The organism is Actinoplanes lobatus (assembly GCF_014205215.1).
GTDB classification, from domain to species: Bacteria; Actinomycetota; Actinomycetes; order Mycobacteriales; family Micromonosporaceae; genus Actinoplanes; species Actinoplanes lobatus.
Map to the genome: position 1 here is coordinate 3516565 of NZ_JACHNC010000001.1, position 15548 is coordinate 3532112.

Genomic DNA, 15548 nt, shown 5'->3' on the forward strand with positions numbered 1-15548 from the left:
TCCTGGGGCAATCATCGAGTGACGTCGTCGCACGCACGGTGCGCTGCTTCGTCCCGGTTCACCCGCCCGGGTCGCGTAACATGATCGTCATCTGTCGATCCCGGGAGGCGGAATGCCCAGTCGGTGGGAGCAGGTCGTGGTGGACTGCGCGGACCCGGCGCGGCTGGCCCGATGGTGGGCCGAGGCGCTCGACTACGTGATCGTCCACGAGACCCCGGACGAGGTGGAGATCCGCCGCACCCCTGATGAGCTGCCAGGACTGTTATTCGGCACGAGTCCCGACGTCAAGCGGAACAAGAACCGGCTGCACCTCGACCTGCGCCCGGCCGATCAGGAGGCCGAGGTGGAGCGGCTCGTCGGGATGGGCGCCCGCCCGGTCGACGTCGGCCAGGTGGAGGTGCCCTGGGTGGTGCTGGCCGACCCGGAGGGCAACGAGTTCTGCGTGCTCAGCGCCTGAACCGGCGGGCATCCGGCCTAGGGTGGGGATCATGACGGCCGCCGACGCTCAGCGGTGGGCAGCCGAGCCCGCCAAGGACAGCGGGTACGGGCGCACGCCGTACCAGCGGGACCGCGCCCGGGTGCTGCACTCGGCCGCGTTCCGCCGGCTCGCCGCGAAGACCCAGGTGCACACCGCCGGGTCGGACGACTTCCCGCGCACCCGGCTCACCCATTCGCTGGAGGTCGCCCAGATCTCCCGGGAGATGGGCGCCCGGCTGGGCTGCGACCCGGACGTGGTGGACGTCGCCGGCCTGGCCCACGACCTGGGGCATCCGCCTTTCGGGCACAACGGCGAGGACGCCCTGGACGCGGCCGCCGGACCGTGCGGCGGCTTCGAGGGGAACGCGCAGACCCTTCGGGTGATCACCCGTCTGGAGGCGAAGGAGCCCGGCGCCGGGCTCAACCTGACCCGGGCCACCCTGGACGCCTGCTCCAAGTACCCGTGGTTCCGCAAACCGGGCTACCGCAAGTTCGGGGTGTACGCCGACGACCGCCCGGTCTTCGAGTGGCTGCGCGACGGGCGCACCGACGAGGGCCGCTGCCTGGAGGCGCAGGTCATGGACTGGGCCGACGACGTCGCCTACTCGGTGCACGACGTCGAGGACGGGGTGCACGGCGGCTACATCGACCTGGACACGCTGCGCGACCCGGGGGAGCGGGCCGCGCTCTGCGCCGACGTGGCCGCCACCTACTCCACCGAGACACCCGGCGAACTGGCCGGCGCTCTCGACCGGCTGCTCGCCGACCCGGCCGTGGCGGGGGTCCGCGGCTACGACGGCGGGTACCAGTCCCTGGTCGCCCTCAAACGGATGACCAGCGTGCTGACCGGCCGGTTCGTCGCCTCGGCGGTGGGCGCCACACAGAGCCGGCACGGCACCGGGCCGCTGCGCCGGTACGACGCCGACCTGATCGTCCCGCGTACCGTCCGGGACCAGTGTGCGCTGCTCAAGGGCATGGCGCTGCGCTACGTGATGCGTTCCCGGGGCGAGGGCTGGTACGAGCGGCAGCGGACCATCCTGACCGAACTGGTGGAGGCGCTCACCCGTACCCCGGAGAGGTTGGATCCGCTCTTCCGGCCGCTTCATGCGGCCGCCGCGGACGACGCCGCGGCACTGCGCGTGGTGATCGACCAGGTCGCGTCGCTCACCGACCACGCCGCGGTGGCGTGGCACCGGACCCTGCTGGCGGGCCGCCGGTAGCGCGAGGCAGGATGTATGCCGTGGCGGGCAGGGTCAAGGACGAGGACATCGCACTGGTCCGCGACCGGACCTCGATCGTCGAGGTGATCAGCGAGACGGTCACTTTGCGATCGGCGGGCGGTGGCAATCTCAAGGGGCTGTGCCCCTTCCACGACGAGAAGACTCCGTCGTTCAACGTCTCACCCGCCCGTAATGTCTATTTCTGCCACGGGTGCGGGCAGGGCGGCGACGCGATCAAGTTCCTGATGGACGCGGAGCACCTGTCGTTCATCGAGTCGGTGGAGCGCCTGGCCGGCAAGGCCGGCATCCAGCTGCGCTACGACACCGAGCCGGGCGCTCCGGCCGGCCCGCGCCCACAGACCGGGCAGCGGCAGCGGCTCATCGCCGCGCACGCCGCCGCCGTCGAGTTCTACCGCGACCAGCTCGGTTCGCCGGGGGCGCGCAAGGCGCGCGAGTTCCTGGCCGAGCGGGGTTTCGGCCGGGACACCGCGGAACGGTACGGGTGCGGCTTCGCCCCCGACAGCTGGGACTCGCTCAGCAAGCACCTGCGCCTCAAGGGCTTCACCGCGGAGGAGCTGACCACCGCCGGGCTGGCCAAACCGGCCCGCTCCGGCTCGCTGATCGACCGGTTCCGGCGCAGGCTGCTCTGGCCGATCCGGGACCTCGGCGGCGACGTGATCGGGTTCGGCGCCCGTAGGCTGTTCGACGACGACGACGGCCCGAAGTACCTGAACACCCCCGAGACGCCGATCTACAAGAAATCGCATGTCCTGTACGGCCTCGACCACGCGAAACGGGAGATCGCCAAGCGTGGCCGGGCGGTGATCGTCGAGGGCTACACCGACGTGATGGCCTGCCACGAGGCCGGCGAGCCGACCGCCGTGGCGACCTGCGGCACCGCCTTCGGCGTGGACCACATCCAGGTGCTGCGGCGCCTGCTGATGGACAGCGACAGCTTCACCGGCGAGATCATCTACACCTTCGACGGCGACGCGGCCGGGCAGAAGGCGGCGCTGCGGGCCTTCGAGGAGGACCAGCGGTTCGTCGGGCGGACCTTCATCGCCGTCTCGCCGGACAACATGGACCCCTGTGAGCTGCGCCTCGCCCGCGGTGACCTGGCGGTCCGCGACATGATCGCGGGCCGGGAACCGCTGGTCGACTTCGCGCTGCGGCAGACCATCTCCCGCTTCGATCTGGACACCGTGGAGGGCCGCGTCGAGGCGATGCGCCGCGCGGCGCCGTTGGTCGCCAAGATCAAAGACCGGGAGAAACGCCCGGAGTACGCGCGAAAGCTCGCCGGCGACCTCGGCATGGACCTGGATCCGGTCCAGCGTGCGGTGAACAACGCGCTGCGCGGCGAGCAGGCCGAACCACGGTCCACCCGGCAGCAGGCGGCGGCCGACTCCCCGCAGCGCCTGGTCGAGCGGGAGGCGCTGAAACTGGCCCTCCAGGAGCCGGTGCTGGCCGGGCCGATGTTCGACGCGGTCGGCCCGGAGAACTACGGCGACCAGATGTTGCAGACCATCCGGGAGGCGATCACCCACGCCGGTGGCGCCGCCTCGTCCACCGGCGGCGTCGTCTGGATCGAGAAGGTCCGCGACGCCTGCCCCGACATGGGCGGCCAGATGCTGGTCAGCGAGCTGGCCGTGGAGCCGCTGTACGTGGACGGTCAGGCCGACCCGTACTACGTCCAGGTCACCCTGGCCCGGCTCCAGGGCGGGGCGCTCGCCACCCGCATCCGCGACCTCAAGTCGAAGGTGCAGCGGCTGAACCCGGTCACCAACAAGGACCAGTACCTGGCTCTGGCCGGGGAGCTCTTCTCGCTCGAACAGCAGGCACGGGCCCTGCGTGACCAGGCAGCAGGTGGACTGTGAAGCTCTTCCGACGGCGTCCCGTGCTCCCGGCGCGCTCCCGGCCCCCGCTGGCCGCCGAGGAGCGGATCCTGGCCTGGTCCGCGGTCGGCGACACGGCCGGGACGGACCGCGTGGTGGTCGCCACGAACCACGGGCTCTGGCTGCCGTCGGCGGTCGAGCGGCTCGGCTGGCACGAGATCCACAAGGCCGCCTGGTCCGGGCGGGAGCTGCGGATCACCCCGGCCGAGGTGCTGGTGGAACGCGACGGCTACACCGTGCTGGTGGACGGCCCCGAGGTGTCGTTCCTGCTGCTCGAGCCGGGCGAGCTGCCGGACCAGGTCCGTACCCGGGTGACCCGCTCGGTGGCGTACACGACGTATCACCCGCTGCCCGCGGGCGCGGTCCGGGTGGTCGGCCGCCGGGTCGGCGGCCGCGACGGGCTGAGCTGGGCGGTCCGCTACGACTCGGATACGCCCGCGGACTCCCCGGAGATCGTCGAGGCCACCGGCGAACTGGTCGGTGCGGCCCGGTCCGCGACCGATCCCAGGGACTGAAATCTGTCGTACCCCGGCCGTAGGGTCGGGGCGTGAACTCGCTCATCCACGCGCGTGGCCTGATCAAACGGTTCGGGGGATTCACCGCGGTCGACGGCATCGACGTCGACGTGCGGCCCGGTGAGGCGTTCGGCTTCCTCGGGCCCAACGGCGCGGGCAAGAGCTCCACCATGCGCATGATCGGCTGTGTCTCCCCACCCACCGACGGCGTGCTGCGAATCCTCGGGATGGACCCGCGGCGCGACGGCCCGGCGATCCGGGCCCGGCTGGGCGTCTGCCCCCAGCTGGACAACCTCGATCCCGAGCTGACCGTCCGGGAGAATCTGACCACCTACGCCCGGTTCTTCGGCATCCCGCGCAAGGTGGCCCGCGCCCGGGCCGCCGAGCTGCTCGCCTTCGTCCAGCTCAGCGAGCGCGCCGACAGCAAGGTCGAGCCGCTCTCCGGCGGGATGAAACGGCGGCTCACCATCGCGCGCGCCCTGGTCAACGAGCCCGATCTGGTGCTGCTCGACGAGCCCACCACCGGCCTCGACCCGCAGGCCCGCCACCTGGTGTGGGAGCGGCTGTTCCGGCTCAAGCAGCAGGGCGTCACCCTGGTGCTGACCACCCACTACATGGACGAGGCGGAGCAGCTCTGCGACCGGCTCGTGGTGATGGACGGCGGCCGGATCGTGGCCGAGGGCTCGCCCCGGGCGCTCATCGAGACCCACTCCACCCGCGAGGTGGTCGAGCTGCGCTTCCCCACCGAGGACCAGGGGCGGTATGCGGACAAGCTCGCCGGCATCGGCGACCGCGCCGAGGTGCTGCCCGACCGGATCCTGCTCTATGTGGGCGACGGCGACGACGCCCTGGCCGAGGTGCACCGGCGCTCGCTGAGCCCGGCCAGCGCCCTGGTCCGGCGCAGCAGCCTGGAGGACGTGTTCCTGCACCTCACCGGCCGGACCCTGGTGGACTGAGATGACCCCCTCGCTCTACGTGATGGAGTACCACCTGGTCAACTACCGGCGCACGTGGCGGGCCAGTGTGCTCTCCTCGCTGGTGCTGCCGCTGCTGACCATGCTCGGGTTCGGTGTCGGCGTGGGCTCCTATGTGACCGGCGGCGTCGAGGGCGTCAGCTATCTCCAGTGGATGGTGCCGGGCCTGATCGCCACCACCGCCGTGCAGGGGGCGATCGGTGAGTCCACCTGGCCGGTGCTGAGCTGCTTCGAGTGGGTGAAGACCTACTTCGCGCAGGCCGCCGCGCCGCTGCGGGTCGCCGACATCCTCGGCGGGCACCTCGCCTTCATGCTGTTCCGGGTGTTCACCAGCGTGACGGCGTTCCTGCTGATCGCGGCCCTGTTCGGGGCGCTGCGGTCGGTGTGGGCGCTGGCCGTCCTGCCGATCGGGCTGCTGCTCGGGCTGGCCGCGGCCGCCCCGGTGGCCGCCTACACGGCGTCCGTCTCCACCGACATGTACCTGGCGATCCTGCTGCGGTTCGCGGTGCTGCCGATGTCGCTGTTCTCCGGGGTGTTCTTCCCGGTCGAGTCGCTGCCGGAGGTGCTGCGCTGGGTGGCGTACGCATTGCCCCTGTGGCACGGCGTCGACCTGAGCCGGTCCGCGACGCTCGGGCTCGACCCCGGCCCGGAGGCGGTGTGGCAGGCCCTCTACCTGGTGGCGTGGGGGATCGCCGGGTGGTTCCTGGCGCACTGGCGCTACCGCAGCCGGCTGGTGATCTGAGATGACGTCCGAGAGGTGCGTGCGACCGTGCTGACCCTGGTGCTGCCCCGCCGGCTGGTGGGCTTCGAGGGGGCCGCACGCCGGTCGGCCTCGGTCGCCCAGCGCAACATCGCCGCGCTGAAGACGGCGTATTGGCTGGTCATGCTCGGTGGCCTGCTGGAGCCGGTGCTCTACCTGTTCTCCATCGGCGTCGGGGTGGGCGCGCTGATCGGGGAGATCACCCTGCCCGGCGGCCACACGGTGCGCTATCCGGAGTTCGTGGCCCCGGCCATGCTGGCGTCGTCGGCGATGAGCGGGGCGCTGTCCGAGACGACCTTCAACTTCTTCGGGAAGATGAAGTTCATGCGGCTGTACGAGGGCATGCTCGCCACGCCCGTGCGGCCCATCGAGATCGCGCTCGGCGAGCTGTCCTGGGCCATGCTGCGCGGCAGTGTGTACTCCGCGGCCTTCCTGGTGATCATGGTGCTGATGGACCTGACCACCCCGGCGCGGGCACTGCTCGCCTTCCCGGCCGCGGTCCTGGTCGGCTTCGCCTTCGGGGCGCTCGGCATGACCATCTCCACGCTGATCCGCGGCTGGCAGGACTTCGACATGATCGGCGCCGGGCAGTTCGCCCTGTTCCTGTTCTCCGGCACGTTCGTCCCCGCCACCACCTACCCTGCGGTGCTGCGGTGGCTGGTCGAGGTCACCCCGCTGTACCGCGCGGTCGACCTGATCCGCGGCATCAGCATCGGCACGCTGGGCCCGGTCCAGGTGCTGGACGTGCTCTACCTGCTGGCGATGACGGGCGCCGGCCTGCTCATCGCGGGCCGCCGGATGGAGCGGCTGCTCTGCCGCTGACCCGGTGGCGCGTCCCTTTCGGGCCACGCCCCACCACGGACGGTTAGCGGAACCCTTCGGTGGGCAACAGATGCGCAGGCCGTCCGTGCTCGCTGTGACGGGGACACGGCGGGCGGACCGGCCGGGAGCCATCGCTGATGCCCGGAGGGACCCCGCCATGAACCTGTTCCACAAGGCCGACGAGCAGGCGGCCGCGCCCACCGAGGACCGGGCGGCGTCGGAGGCGCGCCGGCAGGGCACCGCCGACTACGACGTGGCCGCCGCGGCGACCGCCCGGACGGCCGAGGACCGCGACCGGGATCTGTCCGCTCCAGGGCCGGACGCCGGCCCGGACAGCCCGATCCAGTTGCGGGGCAGGGGCATCGCCGCCGCCCTCAAACGGACCCTCAGGCAGTTCTCCGAGGACAACATCTCGGACTGGGCGGCCGCGCTGACCTACTACGGCGTCCTGTCGATCTTCCCGGGTCTGCTGGTGATCGTGTCGCTGCTCGGCATGCTCGGCAACGACGGGCGGCAGACGGTCCGGGACGCGGTCAACGACATCGCCCCCGGCCAGCAGGCGCAGGAGTACGTCGACCTGGTGCTCAACCAGGTGCAGGGCACCGGCAAGCCCGGGCTGGCCGCGATCATCGGTGTGGTCGTGGCGTTCTGGTCGGCGTCGGGGTACATCGCCGCCTTCATGCGCGCGTCGAACTCGATCTACGACGTTCCGGAGGGGCGGCCGATCTGGCTGACGCTGCCGATCCGGGTCGGTGTCACCGCCGTCGTCGGCGTGATGCTGATCGCCTCGGCCACCATCGTGATCTTCACGGGTGAGCTGTCCCGTGTGGTCGGCGAGATGCTCGGGATGGGCGGGGTGGCCGTCACCACCTGGAACATCGTCAAGTGGCCGGTTCTCGTGATGCTGGTCAGCCTGATGTTCGCGCTCCTCTACTGGGCCTCGCCGAACGCGAAGACCGGCGGCTTCTGCTGGGTCAGCCCGGGTGGCATCTTCGCCGTGGTGCTGTGGGTCGCCGCCTCCGCCGCGTTCGCGAGCTACATGGCCAACTTCGCGAACTACAACGCGACGTACGGCACGCTCGGCGGTGTCATCGCCTTCCTGGTCTGGCTGTGGATCTCGAACATGGCGATCCTGCTCGGCGCCGAGCTGGACGCGGAGCTGGAGCGGGGCCGGGCCATCGCGGCCGGGCACCCGGCCGACGACGAGCCGTTCCTGGAGCTGCGGGACACCCGCAAGCTCAAGAAGGGCAGCGAGCACGGCCTGAGCCAGCGCTGAATCCACCTGTCCGCGGTGCGGATGCGCGAGCAGTCGCCTCGTGCATCCGCACCGTTGTGCCTCGGCACGCGACGGACGCACGGGCAGGCGACGATTGCATGTCCGTTTGATCATAATCTGAACAAGCCGGCTGACCGACAATGCCTCTCCGTGACGGTCCGTGGGTGGCTACTCGCTGGTCACCCCAGTCTTAAAGATCTGCATGAATCGATGAGCGCGGCTGCTTTCGATCATGTTGTGGCTGGTGGCCGCGTCGCACGGCGGGTGCGCCGGTGATCCGTCTCACGGCGCAGGCTCGTATCCGAGGGCAGGTGTTCCACGGATGGAGGCGGCGATGAGACCCCGGCACCGTCAGATCGGGCGATCGGGTCCAGGCATGGGCATGGTCCATACTGGAACCGTCAGCGCGTGCGAATGCACGTGCACCTGCACGGGTGACCTCGTCCGGGGAGGAAATTGATGCGGCTGCGACATCCCTCCGGCCGGATCGTGCATCTCAGCTGCGGCATCAGCCTAGACGACGCGGAGGATCCGGCATCCGTCGTCGCCCGGCTCGACGCGGCCAACAGCGCGCTCCGCGGCCACTTCGGCACCGGGGCGCTCACCGTCGCGCTCCGGCTGCCGTACCGTCTCGCCGCCGCCCTCGCCGAGGACGGCCGCGCCCGCACCCGTCTGCGGGCCGACCTCGACGCCCGCGGGCTCGAGGTGGTCACACTGAGCGGCGCATCCGGACCCGGGCGCGGCGCGGACGGCGCATCCGGACCCGGGGACGGCGGCTCGGACGGCTCGCTGAGCGGCGCATCCGGACCCGGGGGCGGCGGCTCGGACGGCACGGAGACCGGCGCGGACGGGTCCGAGGCCGACTGGAGCGAGCCGGCCCGCCTGCGGCACACCCTCGACCTGGCCCGGATCCTGGTGGACCTGCTCCCGGCCGAGGAGGTCCGTGGCGCCGTCTGCACGTACGGGCTGGGCCGTGCCGACGAGTGGGACGAAGCCCGGCAGCGGGCCGGCGCGCGGCACCTGATGCGCCTCTCCGGCGGGCTGGCCGACCTGGCCTGGCGGGTCGGCCGTGCCGTCCGCGCCGGCTTCCAGCCCGGCCCCGGCCTCGTGCTGGACACCCCCGAGCAGATCGTCACGGCACTCACCCGGGTCGACAAGGACCGCCTCGGCGTCTGCCTCGACCTGAGCACGGCACTGCGCGACTGGCCCGCCACGGAGGCTGGCATCGACCGGATGACCGACGCCGGCCTCTCCGTCATCACCGCCCTGATCACCGAGCCGGGCGCCGCCTGGCAGCCGATGCTGCGCCACCTGCTCGCCGCCGACACCGCCCGCACCGAGTACGTGGTGGTCGACACCCCCGGCGGGGACGAGCAGCGCGCCGCCGACCTGGCGTACGTGCTGGCCGAGCTCACCGCCCTCGGCCTGGTGCCCGAGCAGCAGCCCTGCACCGCCCCCTGAACAGTCGAAGGGCCGCCCCGGACGAGGCGGCCCTTCGACTATCCGGCGGTCAGTACGTGGTGCCGGTGCCCTTCGAAGTGGAGACGCTGTCACTGGGCGCGAGCAGCTCATCCGTCGTGCTGGAGCTGGTGGTGCCGGTGTTGAGTTTCTCGCCGAGCTTGGACGACTGGAGCTTTTCCTTGCCCTCGGTGTAGAGCTTGTTGGCCTGCGCCTGGGCGACGCCTGCGGCTTCCTGAACCGTCGGGTGCTGCCAGACCTTCTGAGCACTGGCCCGGATCTCTTCGTACTTCTCCCGGCCGGCACGGCTGCCCAGGACGAAGCCCGCCGCGAGGCCGGTGAGGAACATCAGCTTTCCGCGCATGGTGGCGGCTCCTTCCGTTGTTCGACGCGCATGCGTCTGCTGGGGTGCATACCCATCCTGGCGGGGTGATACTCCCCGCGTCCTCATCCTGCCCGGGCGATACTTCGCAGCGACACCGTTTCGGCATGCCGAAGGGGCGCCACGCCCACGGGGGTATCCCGTTGGTGAGGCGCCGAGGTGGTCATGTAGTCTGTTCACCGTCGCCAGGGAGACCGGGCGACAGGCAGGAAAGAGCAATCCCCGATAGCTCAATTGGCAGAGCAGCCGGCTGTTAACCGGCAGGTTATAGGTTCGAGTCCTATTCGGGGAGCAGTAACGACGATGCTCCGGACCACAGTGGTCCGGAGCATTCGTGTTTTCCAGCCCTGTCCGCCTTTGATCAGGTGCGGCCGGCTGCCCCGATCTTGAGTGGCCCGACCGAGGTTACCGAGCGCGTGGCGGCAATCCTTCTGAATCGGGCCGCGCGATGCCCGTACGTCTGCGTGGTTTTGGGGTTGAAGGGCTTTCGCCTGCTCCGGCCAGCATGCGCGGTTACGCTGAGTTCCGCGTTGATTGCAGGCTGTGAGGTGGACATGTCGGGGCCGGTAGAGGTGGACGTCGTCATCATCGGCGGCGGGCTCGCCGGGCTGTCCGCTGCTCGCCGGCTCGATCGGGCCGGCGTCGAATGGCTCCTGATGGAGGCCTCCGACCGGCTGGGCGGCCGGGTCGCCACCGACGTCGTCGACGGCTGGCGGATGGACCGCGGATTCCAGGTCCTCAACACCGCCTACCCGCGGCTGCCCGCACTCGTCGACGTGGACGCGCTGGACATGCGCTGGTTCACCTCCGGAGTGCTGGTGCGCCGCGGGCACAGCCTGCACCGGCTGGAGAACCCGCTGCGCGAACCGCTCGCCACCCCGCAGACCCTGCTGTCCGGAATCGGCACCCTCGCCGACCGGCTCAGGTTCGCCGCGCTCGTCACCCGCTGTGCCACCCTGCCGGCGGCCCGGCTCCTCGAGATGCCGGAGACCACCACACAGGCGATGCTGCGCGGCGCCGGCCTCTCCCACCGGATCATCGAGGAGGTGCTGCGGCCGTTCCTCTCCGGCGTGTTCGCCGACCGCTCCCTGGAGACGTCCAGCCACGTGACCGCCATGATGCTGCGCTCCTTCGCCCGCGGCCGGATCGGCGTCCCGGCCGCCGGGATGGCCGCGCTGCCCGCCGCGATCGCCGGCCCGCTGCCCTTCCCGCAGTTGCTGATCGGCGCGCGGACCCTCTCCATCGGCCCCGGCATGGTCGTCACCGAGGGTGGTGAGGTCCGCTGCCGCGCCGTGATCGTCGCCACCGACCCGGCCGGCGCCGCCACCCTGCTGCCCACCCGCCTGCCCGTGCCGGACACGCACAGCCTCACCACGTTCTACTTCGGCGCCGGCCATGCCCCCATCGACGAGCCCATCCTCCTGCTCGACGGCGACCGGCGGGAGATCATCGCCAACACCGTCGTGATGAGCAACGCCGCACCCGAATACGCCCCCGGTGGCAAGAGCCTCATCGCGGCCACCGTCGTCGGCGTCTCGGCGCCCTCCAGCGCGTCCGAGGCCGTGATCCGGGTCGAACTGTCCCGGATGTACGGAACGCCGACCGACGACTGGGAACTGCTCAACGTGGTCACGGTGCCGCAGGCCCTGCCCGCGGCCCGCCCGCCCCAGGCCCGGCTGCGCAAGCCGGTCAACCTGGGCGACGGCCTCTTCGTGGCCGGCGATCACCGAGACAGCCCCTCCATCCAGGGCGCGCTGGCCGGAGGCTGGCGCACCGCCGGAGCAGTCCTGGCGTCATTCGGCGCTCGGGTCGGGGTGTAATGCCCGATAAAGGGGGTTTCAATGAGCGACATCAGTCCAGAGAACTACGCTGAGTTCATCACCCAGGACGGACCCGAAAGCCCCAGCCGCTGCGAGGAGGAGGTGCCGAGAATCGAGGATCTCCAGCCCCCGTTCATGATGTCCGATCCCCGGCTGCAGACCATCCTCCTGCCGAAAATCCCTGGTGCGGTGATAGATCGCTAGGCTTGGGAGCGGGGCACGGGATAGTATCGCCGCCGGTACGGGCCGGTAGCTCAGTGGGTTAGAGCAGGGGACTCATAATCCCTCGGTCGCGGGTTCGAGTCCCGCCCGGCCCACCACCAGCATAAAAGCAGGGGACTCAGTCAGATCGAGGACTGCACAGCGTACGTACAGAGAAGTACTTTGCGTTTGTGAATCCTGCTACAGGACCGAGCGAGCCCCTGGACCTCGACGACATCCGCACCCTGATCCCGGACTGGGAACGCCACCTGAAGGCGAGAAACCGGTCGGCGCAGACGATCGCCAGCTACCGGCGCTGCGCCCTGAACCTTGCCGAGTGGCTGGCCCGGGAAGGACGGCCGACCCTCGTCGGATCCGTCACCCGGGAACATATCGAGGCATTCCTGGCCGAAATGCTGGACCGGCTATCGGCCGCAACCGCCGCAAAGCACTACCGCTCGTTGCAGCAGTTCTGGAAATGGCTGCTCGACGACGAGGAGATCACCCGCTCGCCGATGGAACGAATGAGCCCACCCGCAGTGCCGGAACAGCCGGTCCCGGTGCTCACCGACGACGAGCTGCGGCGCCTGCTGGGCGTCTGCAAAGGTCCCGAATTCGAACCGCGCCGGGACAACGCCATTCTGCGCATACTGATCGAAACCGGTGTGCGGCTCGGCGAGATCTCCGGCCTGGACCTGGACGACATCGACTGGGAGATCGATGTCGTCCAGGTCCTGGGCAAGGGCCGCCGCCGGCGCTCGGTGCCGTTCGGCTCCAAGACCTCGGACGCTCTTCGCCGCTACGTGCGGGCGCGGGCCAAGCATCCGAAGGCCGGCACGAGCAGCGCGCTCTGGCTGGGCCGACAAGGGCGGATGACCGAGTCGGGACTGGCCCAGATGCTGGAGCGTCGCGGCATCCAGGCTGGTGTTCCGGATGTGCATCCGCACCGGTTCCGGCACAGCTTCGCCAACGATTGGTTGGCTGCTGGCGGGCAGGAGACGGACCTGATGCGGCTGGCGGGTTGGAAGTCACGGCAGATGGTTGGTCGGTACGCGGCTTCCGCCGCCGATGATCGGGCCAGGGCTGCGCATCGGCAGGCGGCCAGAGGCGATCGTTTTTAGACAAGCCGGGATCCGCGCCGTTAACGACGCCCGGATGCGTAGTGTCCCTCGAACGGATTAGGTCGACCGTTTTCAATCATGCACCGGCCGGATTAGATCGAGGATCGTGCGAATGATCCAGACGATCATTGAACCGTTTTAGGGTTCAAGTTCCGCAGGTAACGAGGGGTCGTCGCCGGGGGAGAACAGCCGCAATCGGGACGAGGGAAAACGCATGTCACCACGATCACCGGAGGATCAGCGCGCAACTGCGGCGGACACGCCCCGCCACGAAAAACGGACCGCGAAGTGGATCCAGGCCGGACTCTTCGCAGCCACCGGAGCGTCCGTTGCCCTGTGGGCCTGCCACCTCGAATCGGCCAGAGTTGTTCGCGGCCTGAGCTGGCTGTTCTTGTCCGTTGTGCTGGCGTCCTGGCCCGCCTATCTGGCCTGGCGGCACAGCACGGCTGCCAGCCGCGGCCACCGAGTCCTGGCGGACTACGACGAGGGCTACGTGGACGGGTATCTGTGCGGCGTCTCGGACCGACTCACCGGCGCAGACGCCAGCGCCGACAACTATGCCGACGGGTTCGCCGATGGCTACACCCACCGGCTCTCGGACGACGCCTGACCGATCCTGACCACACCCAAGACTGCGCCCCGGTGCCGACCGATCACGGCCCGGGGCGCAGTCGCGTCTCCAGGTCGGGCATCGAGCCGCGACGGTCCTCCCGGGACTGCTCCAGCAGCCTGATCAGGTCGCGGGGGTCGCACAGGCGCTGCTTGCCGGACGCGTTCAGCCGCCAGCCGATCGTGCCGTCCTCCAGGCGCCGGCTCAGGGTCGCCCTGGACGTGCCCAGCAGCTGGGCCGCCTGACCGGGGCGTAGCCACTCGCCACCACGGACGCGCGCTTCCAGGTCTGGCCCGTCCGCCATCCACGCCCCCACCCTGTCGCACCTGTGCCGAATGCGCCGATCGTATCGGCCGGGACGCCCGCCGTGATCGTTCACCCACCCGTGCGATCTCAAACTGTCTCACCCGTCTCACCTGTGTCATGATGGGGCGCATGTCGACCGACACCATCCCCGGCACGCCGGAGACCGCCCTGGACCGCGCCCGGGCCAAGATCGGCACCGGCCCGGTACCGGCACGCAGCACCCTGCGACGGATGCTCTCGGTGGGCTGGGAGACGGCCACCCAGATCCACGACCAGCTGACGTCCGAGCGGGAGCACAGGCGGGCCAAGCGGCGGCGTGGCATGCGAGCCGCGATGCGCCGTGTGCAGGCACGGGGGCCTCTACCCCGGCCGCTGCGCACACCGTCCCGCCGGCACCCGGCACCACCCGCGGAACCCAACGTGGCACCGATCGTGGCCGTCGTGCCGGACACCTCGGAGACGGTCTCGAAGATCGACGTAGCCGTGCCGCCTCAGCCCGCCCGGAAGACCGTCCGGACGTGGCCGATCATCGGCCTGATCCTGCCCGCCTTCGTCGCGATCTGGGCGGGCTGGGTCGACCTCGGCAGGCTCACCGGCTTCGGTGTCGTGAAGCCCTTCCCCGGCATCCCCGGCGCCGACCAGCTCCAGATCAACACGGCGATCACGCTCCCGATCGGCCTGGAAACCTACGCGGCGTTCGCGCTCTACGTGTGGCTCTCCGGACTGGTCTGGGGACAGGCCCTCACCTTCGCCCGCTGGTCCGCCATCGGCAGCCTCATCCTCGGCGCCGCCGGCCAGGTCGCCTACCACCAGATGGCCGCCGCCGGCTGGACCGCGGCCCCGTGGTGGATCACCACCATCGTCTCCTGCATCCCCGTCGCCGTCCTCGGCATGGGCGCCGCACTCGCGCACCTCGTGCGCTCACAGCCTTGAGGAGCCACCCCATGCGCCGAGCCGTTCGTATGCGCATCTTCGACGGCCAACACGAGGTCCTGCACCGCTACAAGATCCTGCACATGGTCGACCTCGACTCCCCGGCCCTCCCGCTGATGGTCGCCGGCCTCCTCGCCCAGGGCATCGAGCTGGCCCTGGCGCTGGAGAACGAAGAGGTTCGCACGCCGCGGCTGGAGCTGTGGTGTGCAGTCAGCGAGGTCAAGGTCTACGACCACCTGGGCGGGCTGATCCTGTGACCCACGAGATGAGCCCCACCGGCGTCGCCGTGCTCCTCCTACTCGCGATCGCCATCGACTACATCAGCATCGGCCCGAACTGGCTGCGGGACCGGCTCGCATTCCTCATGGCCATCCCCGCCGTGTACGAGGGCTTCAACAACAGCACCGCCGACCACTGGACGTTTCAGCGCCTGACTGGGTTCCTGGAATGGGCGCTCGACCAGCCGATCCTCAGCGGCGCGTACATCGGCGGCGCCAGCGCCAGCGCGGTCCTCGGCATCCTGGTCTTCGCCGTCTGGCTATACGGTCTGGGCGCCATCCTCCCGGCCAAGTTCTCCGCGAGGTTGGGCAGGATCGCCACCATCAACTTCCCGCCCAGCGGCGTGTGGGCGATCAACTGGCGGCTCTGGATCGTCGCGATCGTCCTCGGACTGCTCGGCGACGTGCCGGTGGCCTGGGTCGGCGACCTCACCCAGGGCACCAACGAGCTGCTCGCCGACATCATGTCCCCGATCCCGCGGCTGCTCCTGGGAGGCAACTGA

At 70.3% G+C, this 15548-nt stretch carries 18 protein-coding genes and 2 tRNA genes; 18 read left to right on the forward strand and 2 right to left on the reverse strand.

Annotation, left to right across the window (positions count from 1 at the left end; genetic code table 11):
• Positions 1-112: 112 nt before the first annotated feature.
• The 9 genes from BJ964_RS16415 to BJ964_RS16455 all read left to right on the forward strand — a co-directional run bounded on the left by BJ964_RS16415 (position 113) and on the right by BJ964_RS16455 (position 9397).
• Complete coding sequence (locus tag BJ964_RS16415; protein ID WP_188121470.1) at positions 113-457, forward strand: VOC family protein; 345 nt, start codon at positions 113-115, stop codon at positions 455-457.
• A 31-nt stretch (positions 458-488) separates the two neighbouring features.
• Positions 489-1697, forward strand: coding sequence for a deoxyguanosinetriphosphate triphosphohydrolase (locus tag BJ964_RS16420; protein ID WP_188121471.1), 1209 nt, complete (start codon positions 489-491; stop codon positions 1695-1697).
• A gap of 11 nt (positions 1698-1708) precedes the next feature.
• On the forward strand, positions 1709-3571 hold the full coding sequence (gene dnaG, locus BJ964_RS16425) for a DNA primase (RefSeq protein WP_188121472.1): 1863 nt from the start codon (positions 1709-1711) through the stop codon (positions 3569-3571).
• On the forward strand, positions 3568-4104 hold the full coding sequence (locus BJ964_RS16430; RefSeq protein WP_188121473.1) for a hypothetical protein: 537 nt from the start codon (positions 3568-3570) through the stop codon (positions 4102-4104). The genes dnaG and BJ964_RS16430 overlap by 4 nt, the downstream gene beginning before the upstream one ends.
• 32 nt (positions 4105-4136) lie before the next feature.
• Positions 4137-5060: an ABC transporter ATP-binding protein gene (locus tag BJ964_RS16435; protein WP_188121474.1), complete on the forward strand. Its 924-nt coding sequence runs from the start codon at positions 4137-4139 to the stop codon at positions 5058-5060.
• Position 5061: 1 nt separating this feature from the next.
• Positions 5062-5820 (forward strand): ABC transporter permease, encoded by a 759-nt coding sequence (locus tag BJ964_RS16440; protein ID WP_188121475.1) that lies wholly within the window; start codon positions 5062-5064, stop codon positions 5818-5820.
• Between the two features lie 27 nt (positions 5821-5847).
• Positions 5848-6660 carry an ABC transporter permease gene (locus BJ964_RS16445; protein ID WP_188126985.1) on the forward strand — a complete coding sequence of 271 codons (813 nt, stop codon included), beginning with the start codon at positions 5848-5850 and terminating at the stop codon, positions 6658-6660.
• A 157-nt stretch (positions 6661-6817) separates the two neighbouring features.
• A complete protein-coding gene (locus BJ964_RS16450) occupies positions 6818-7936 on the forward strand; it encodes a YihY/virulence factor BrkB family protein (protein WP_188121476.1) in 1119 nt (372 codons plus the stop codon).
• Between the two features lie 459 nt (positions 7937-8395).
• Positions 8396-9397, forward strand: coding sequence for an apurinic/apyrimidinic endonuclease family protein (locus BJ964_RS16455; RefSeq protein ID WP_188121477.1), 1002 nt, complete (start codon positions 8396-8398; stop codon positions 9395-9397).
• Positions 9398-9446: 49 nt separating this feature from the next.
• Here BJ964_RS16455 and BJ964_RS16460 read toward each other — a convergent pair whose 3' ends face one another.
• Complete coding sequence (locus BJ964_RS16460; protein ID WP_188121478.1) at positions 9447-9758, reverse strand: hypothetical protein; 312 nt, start codon at positions 9756-9758, stop codon at positions 9447-9449.
• A gap of 237 nt (positions 9759-9995) precedes the next feature.
• On the opposite strand from BJ964_RS16460, the gene BJ964_RS16465 reads away from it, so the two are divergent.
• The 6 genes from BJ964_RS16465 to BJ964_RS16490 all read left to right on the forward strand — a co-directional run bounded on the left by BJ964_RS16465 (position 9996) and on the right by BJ964_RS16490 (position 13528).
• A tRNA-Asn gene (locus tag BJ964_RS16465) sits at positions 9996-10068 on the forward strand.
• Positions 10069-10330: 262 nt separating this feature from the next.
• The gene (locus tag BJ964_RS16470; protein WP_188121479.1) at positions 10331-11596 is read left to right on the forward strand and encodes an NAD(P)/FAD-dependent oxidoreductase; all 1266 of its coding nucleotides are present in this window, start codon (positions 10331-10333) and stop codon (positions 11594-11596) included.
• Between the two features lie 21 nt (positions 11597-11617).
• Positions 11618-11800, forward strand: a complete 183-nt coding sequence (locus BJ964_RS16475) for a hypothetical protein (RefSeq protein ID WP_183226254.1) — start codon at positions 11618-11620, stop codon at positions 11798-11800.
• 39 nt (positions 11801-11839) lie between these two features.
• A tRNA-Ile gene (locus BJ964_RS16480) sits at positions 11840-11916 on the forward strand.
• A 72-nt stretch (positions 11917-11988) separates the two neighbouring features.
• Positions 11989-12918, forward strand: coding sequence for a tyrosine-type recombinase/integrase (locus BJ964_RS16485; RefSeq protein WP_203832671.1), 930 nt, complete (start codon positions 11989-11991; stop codon positions 12916-12918).
• 391 nt (positions 12919-13309) lie between these two features.
• The gene (locus tag BJ964_RS16490) at positions 13310-13528 is read left to right on the forward strand and encodes a hypothetical protein (protein WP_188121480.1); all 219 of its coding nucleotides are present in this window, start codon (positions 13310-13312) and stop codon (positions 13526-13528) included.
• 43 nt (positions 13529-13571) lie between these two features.
• Here the strand turns inward: BJ964_RS16490 and BJ964_RS16495 are convergent, their stop codons facing one another.
• Positions 13572-13832, reverse strand: coding sequence for a helix-turn-helix domain-containing protein (locus tag BJ964_RS16495; protein WP_188121481.1), 261 nt, complete (start codon positions 13830-13832; stop codon positions 13572-13574).
• Positions 13833-13963: 131 nt separating this feature from the next.
• Here BJ964_RS16495 and BJ964_RS16500 point away from each other — a divergent pair, with 131 nt between their 5' ends.
• Genes BJ964_RS16500 through BJ964_RS16510 form a run of 3 tightly spaced genes read left to right on the forward strand, consistent with a single transcriptional unit; the run spans position 13964 to position 15548 of the window.
• The gene (locus tag BJ964_RS16500) at positions 13964-14767 is read left to right on the forward strand and encodes an ABC transporter permease (protein ID WP_229807233.1); all 804 of its coding nucleotides are present in this window, start codon (positions 13964-13966) and stop codon (positions 14765-14767) included.
• Positions 14768-14778: 11 nt separating this feature from the next.
• Complete coding sequence (locus tag BJ964_RS16505; protein WP_188121482.1) at positions 14779-15024, forward strand: hypothetical protein; 246 nt, start codon at positions 14779-14781, stop codon at positions 15022-15024.
• Positions 15021-15548 (forward strand): hypothetical protein, encoded by a 528-nt coding sequence (locus tag BJ964_RS16510; RefSeq protein WP_188121483.1) that lies wholly within the window; start codon positions 15021-15023, stop codon positions 15546-15548. The genes BJ964_RS16505 and BJ964_RS16510 overlap by 4 nt, the downstream gene beginning before the upstream one ends.